Annotated in this window: 5 protein-coding genes; 3 read left to right on the top strand and 2 right to left on the bottom strand. The window is 62.7% G+C overall.

Annotation, left to right across the window (positions count from 1 at the left end):
* Positions 1 to 8: 8 nt before the first annotated feature.
* Both ABF821_RS19720 and ABF821_RS19725 read right to left on the bottom strand, forming a co-directional pair.
* Entirely contained in the window at positions 9 to 1,691 is a 1,683-nt protein-coding gene (locus ABF821_RS19720; protein ID WP_415531314.1) for a recombinase family protein, read from the bottom strand.
* 13 nt (positions 1,692 to 1,704) lie between these two features.
* Complete coding sequence (locus ABF821_RS19725) at positions 1,705 to 1,893, bottom strand: hypothetical protein (protein WP_077813932.1); 189 nt, start codon at positions 1,891 to 1,893, stop codon at positions 1,705 to 1,707.
* Positions 1,894 to 2,131: 238 nt separating this feature from the next.
* Here ABF821_RS19725 and ABF821_RS19730 point away from each other — a divergent pair, with 238 nt between their 5' ends.
* From ABF821_RS19730 to ABF821_RS19740, 3 genes are all read left to right on the top strand, one after another.
* Positions 2,132 to 4,318 (top strand): ATP-dependent RecD-like DNA helicase, encoded by a 2,187-nt coding sequence (locus ABF821_RS19730; protein WP_415531315.1) that lies wholly within the window; start codon positions 2,132 to 2,134, stop codon positions 4,316 to 4,318.
* A gap of 419 nt (positions 4,319 to 4,737) precedes the next feature.
* Complete coding sequence (locus ABF821_RS19735; RefSeq protein ID WP_415531316.1) at positions 4,738 to 5,043, top strand: hypothetical protein; 306 nt, start codon at positions 4,738 to 4,740, stop codon at positions 5,041 to 5,043.
* On the top strand, positions 5,043 to 5,318 hold the full coding sequence (locus ABF821_RS19740; RefSeq protein ID WP_415531317.1) for a hypothetical protein: 276 nt from the start codon (positions 5,043 to 5,045) through the stop codon (positions 5,316 to 5,318). The genes ABF821_RS19735 and ABF821_RS19740 overlap by 1 nt, the downstream gene beginning before the upstream one ends.
* The last annotated feature ends 82 nt before the right edge of the window (positions 5,319 to 5,400 follow it).

Below are 5,400 nucleotides of genomic sequence, written 5' to 3' on the forward strand. Positions count from 1 at the left end.
CGTCAGGCTCATAACCTGAAGGCCGCAGGTTCAAATCCTGCCCCCGCAACCATCTGAACTTGCGATGCGAACGCATCACCAACCCCAGTCCGGAAACGGGCTGGGGTTTTCTTTTGTCCGCTGCCTGACGCCACCGTCAGGATACCGGCGAGATCGCCCCGGACATCGATCTGGAGGCCCTTGTCGGATGGCGTCAGGATGATCGCCTCGATCAGCGAGCGGATCACCTCGGCTGCCTCCTGGCGTTTCTCGTCCAACTCGGAATGCAGCATGTCGTGCAGGCGCGCGAGCTGTCGGTGGTAGAACTCCGCCATCTGCGGATGGAGTAGGGGAGGCGGCGCCTCGGCGGTGGCGAGGAACTCCTTGAGTTCTACCTTGCGGGCTTCGAGCTTGGAACCGCGCTCCTTGACCATCGCGATCGAGATGGCTTCGGAAAGATAGAGATCCATCAGGCGCTGGATGTCGCGTTCCACCCGTTTCAGTTCTGATTCCGCTGCGCCGATGTCGGCGGAGGCTTCCATGCGCAGCCGGTTCATCTCGGTGGTGAAGGCTGAGCAGAATTCGGCGAACAGGTCCGGGTCCATGAGATGGTGACGCAGGGCGTCGAGGACGCGGCGCTCCAGTTCCTCGCGGCGCATGTTGGTCCGGTTGTCGCAGGTGCCCTTGTTGCGCGCCGTTGAGCAACCCAGCAGGGTGCCGGAGATCATGGAATAGCCGCCGCCACAGCAGCCGCATTTGCTGAGGCCCGAGAACAGATAGCGGGGGCGGCGTTTCTCGCGGAAATGGTCGGGCGATGACGTGTCGCGTGTGTCGCGGCTGGCACTGACGCTGGCCTGCCGCGCCTTGACCGCGTCCCACAACTCCTGGTCGACAATCCGCAGCTCCGGCACCTCCTGGGTCACCCATTCGGAGTCCGGATTGGGGCGAGCCTGACGCTTGCCGGTGTCGGGATCCTTGATGAAACGCTGCCGGTTCCAGACCAATTTTCCGACATACATCTCGTTATTGAGGATGCCGGTACCGCGTGCCCGGTTGCCGGTGATGGTCGAGAAGCTCCACGCGCCGCTGCCCGGTGCCGGGATGCCTTCATCGTTGAGACGGAAGGCAATGGCGCGTGGCCCCAGTCCGGCTGCGAAGTCGCGGAAAATGCGACGGACCACGTCGGCTTCCATTGGATTGATGGTACGGTCGCCCCGGACGGGCTCGCCATTGGCGTCGAGCCTGCGCACGACGTCATAGCCGTAGGCATTGCCGCCGCCGGATTTACCCTGTTCGACCCGGCCGCGCAGGCCGCGATGGGTCTTCTCGGCCAGATCTTTCAGGAAGAGCGCGTTCATCGTGCCTTTGAGGCCGACATGGAGATGGGAGACTTCGCCCTCGGAAAGGGTGACGATCCGCACGCCGGCATAATTCATGCGCTTGAACACGCCGGCGATGTCCTCCTGGTCGCGGGACAGGCGATCCATAGCCTCGGCCAGCACGATCTGGAACCGTCCGCGCTGTGCGTCCGCGATCAGCGCCTGGATGCCGGGCCGCATCAGGGAGGCACCCGAGATGGCGTGGTCGGTATACTCCTCGACGATGGTCCAGCCCTGTTTTTCCGCATGGGTGCGGCAGACGCGAAGCTGGTCGGCGATCGAGGCGTCGCGCTGGTTGTCGGAGGAATAGCGGGCGTAGAGCGCGACCTTCATGACGGAACATCCCTTACGGTCCGGAGCGGCGGCGCTGCTCCTGTTGCTGAGACCGGAACCACTCCCGTGCCGCGCGACGGGCCATGAGGCGGACGAACGCCACAAGGCGAGGGTCGGGGGCATCGGGGCGCAGGACGAGCCGCAACTCGGGCTCGGGCGGTCGATACGCCGGGGCAAGGGACTGGATGGGTCTGTCCGTCATCGTCGCTCTCTTCCGACCGCAAGGCAAGGAAAACAGGCACACGATCCGGACAAATGGCTGTTATTTCAATGGAAATACGCAATATGCGAAAGCGTGCTCCTGAGTACTCCAGCGTGCGGAATCGTAGTTATGGGTAGTCCCGGATACAGGCGCGTCGTACAAATACTGGCGTATGACGGTGGTAGAGGGGAGGACGAGTCATGAACGATACGGGAGTGCCGTTCCTCCGGCAGGCCGGATGAGCGGACGCGCCACCGACTCTTTGCCCATGGAAGCGCTGGCCGGCCTCGTGGAGCGGGTGACGTTCCACAATGGAGAGAACGGCTTCTGCGTTCTGCGGGTGAAGGTGCGGGGGCAGCGCGACCCGGTCACCGTTGTCGGCCATGCCGCCATGATCTCGGCGGGCGAGTTCGTGCAGATGTCGGGCCGCTGGTTCAACGATCACACCCACGGGCTCCAGTTCAAGGCGGAGTTCCTCAAGGCCAGCCCGCCCACCACGGTCGAGGGCATCGAACGCTATCTCGGTTCGGGCATGATCCGGGGCATTGGTCCCGTCTATGCGAAGAAGCTGGTGAAAGCGTTCGGTGAGGCCGTGTTCGATCTGATCGAACAGGAGCCCGGCCGTCTCCGGGAAGTGACGGGCATCGGCCCGAAACGTGCTGAAAGGATCGTCGCGGGCTGGGCGGATCAGAAGGTGATCCGCGAGATCATGCTGTTCCTGCACAGCAATGGCGTCGGCACGTCGCGAGCGGTGCGGATCTTCAAGACCTACGGGCAGGATGCGGTCAGACTGATCAGCGAGAACCCCTATCGGCTGGCGAAGGACATTCGGGGAATCGGATTCAAAACCGCTGACCAGATTGCCCGGAAGATGGGGATCGCGCCCGATGCCATGATCCGGGTGCGGGCAGGGATCTCCTACGCCCTTGGCGAGGCGATGGATGAAGGGCATTGCGGCCTGCCAGTCGGGGAACTGCTGACCAGCACGGCCGAACTGCTGGAGGTTGCCGCCCCTCTGATCGAGACGGCCCTCGCGTTGGAGCTGGAAGCGGGCGACGTTATTGCCGACAGTGTTGGCGAGACGGGCTGCATCTTCCTGACCGGTCTGTATCGCGCGGAGCAGAGCATCGCCGAGCGGTTGCGTGCCTGCGCCGTGGGTCGGCCGCCCTGGCCGGAGATCGACGCGGAAAAGGCCATGACCTGGGTGGAAACGAAGACCGGGCTTGCCCTGGCCCCCAGCCAGCAGGAGGCGGTGCGTCTTGCCCTGCGCAGCAAGGTGCTGGTGATCACCGGCGGTCCCGGTGTGGGCAAGACCACGCTGGTCAACGCCATCCTGAAGATTGTGGCCGCCAAGGGCACGGATGTGCAACTCTGCGCGCCAACGGGACGGGCGGCGAAGCGTCTGTCGGAAAGCACCGGACTGGAAGGCAAGACCATCCACCGCCTGCTGGAGACGGATCCGGGTAATGGCAGCTTCAAGCGGGACGATACCAACCCGCTGACTTGCGATCTGCTGGTCGTGGACGAGGCGAGTATGGTGGACGTGCTGCTGATGCGATCTCTGCTGCGCGCGCTGCCCGACAACGCCGCGTTGCTGATCGTAGGCGACGTGGACCAGTTGCCTTCTGTCGGACCGGGGCAGGTTCTGGCCGACATCATTGGTTCCGGTGCTATCCCTGTGGTGCGGCTGACGGAGGTGTTCCGCCAGGCAGCGCAGAGCCGGATCATCATCAACGCGCACCGGATTAATGAAGGAAAAATGCCGGAGTTGAGCGCGGAGGAAGGGTCGGATTTCTATTTCGGCGAGGCCGCCGAGCCGGAGATCGGGCTGCGTCGGCTGCTGGCCGTGGTGAAAGACCGTATCCCGGCGCGGTTCGGGCTGGACCCGGTCCGCGATGTGCAGGTGCTTTGCCCGATGAACTGGGGTGGGCTTGGGGCGCGGTCGCTGAATATCGAATTGCAGCAGGCGCTGAACCCGCCGGGCGAGGTGAAGGTTGAGCGGTTTGGCTGGACCTATGGTCCCGGCGACAAGGTGATGCAGATCGCCAACGATTATGACCGGGACGTCTTCAACGGGGATCTTGGCGTTATCGATAGGATCGATGTGGAAGAGGGCGAACTGACGGTCTCATTCGATGGACGGGAGGTCGTTTACGGCTTTGGAGAACTGGACGAACTGGTGCTGGCCTACGCGACCACCATTCACAAGAGCCAGGGATCGGAATATCCAGCGGTGGTCATCCCCCTGGTGACGCAGCATTACGCTATGCTGGCGCGGAACCTGCTCTATACCGGCGTCACACGCGGGCGGAAGCTCGTCGTGCTCGTGGGGCAGAAGAAGGCGCTGGCCATCGCCGTGCGCAACCAGGGCGGGAGGCGGCGGTGGTCGAAGCTCAGGGAGTGGCTGGCGGGTAGCATCGCATGATGGAGTGACGGGCGTGTCTCCATGTCGGCTTCCGCCTCATCTCGGACATACAGCTGTCCAGATCGCTTTCCGCATAGCGGACATGACCAGCGCAAACTCCTGTTGCCACTTTGGGCCGGAAGCGGTCAGTCGGCTTAAAGATTAAAAAGCGACCGAGCCGACATCAGTTCCTCTTTGGCCGTCAGCACTGTAGTAGATGGTAAAACCCAAAAATGAAATGCCTTGTCTTATGCATTCCGTGTCGCCTTGTGCGACAAAGGACTGATTTTTCCGGGGTGGCCACCCCGGAAAAATCAGGACGGGGACGGGTCGGTGACAGCCAGATCGTGATTGGTCGGCTTAGAGTATGACCGCCCCTTCTTTTCCTTGTGCCCTGAACGGATACCCGAGGGTTTGGCCTCGGATGACAAGCATAGGACATGGAAAAGGCCACGGCTTCCAAGCCCGAACCACAACCCGCGCCGATCACAATCGGGATCGACGTCTCCGAGGATCATCTCGACGCGGCCCGCCACCCCGGTGGAGAGACCATTTGTGTCGCTAATACCCGTAAGGGCCAGACCGCGCTTCTACGCTGGATCGCCGACATGAAGGTCGTCGCGCGGGTCGTGTTCGAGCCGAACCGGCCCGTATCACCGCATGCTGGTCAAGGTCAAACCGCAGCGCGCGCCGCTTCGCCGAAGGCACCGGCAAGCTCGCCAAGACCGATCGTATCAACGCCTTGATGCTGGCACGCTACGGCGCATTGCTGGAGCCGGTCGCACGCCCGATCCGCTCGGACCCGCAGAACCGCCTGGCCGAACAGGTCGCGGCCCGACGCAGCCTGATGCGAGACCGGACGGCAACGATCAATCGCCTCAAAACCCTGACGATCGATCTGCTGAAACGCCATGGCCGGCATCGTTTGCGGCAGATTGGAGCGCAGATCGTTTCTCTCAATGCCGCCATTGCGCGTTGGTGGCAGAAGACCAACACCTGTCTCGGCGCAGGGACGTGCTGAACCGCCCCGGGTTTACCGGAGAGTTTTTGGTTCAATAGTCAGGCGGCTTTTTTATCATCGTTCAGGATTGTATAGAAGATGT

This window comes from Gluconacetobacter sp., from assembly GCF_047721585.1.
Taxonomy (GTDB): Bacteria; Pseudomonadota; Alphaproteobacteria; order Acetobacterales; family Acetobacteraceae; genus Gluconacetobacter; species Gluconacetobacter dulcium.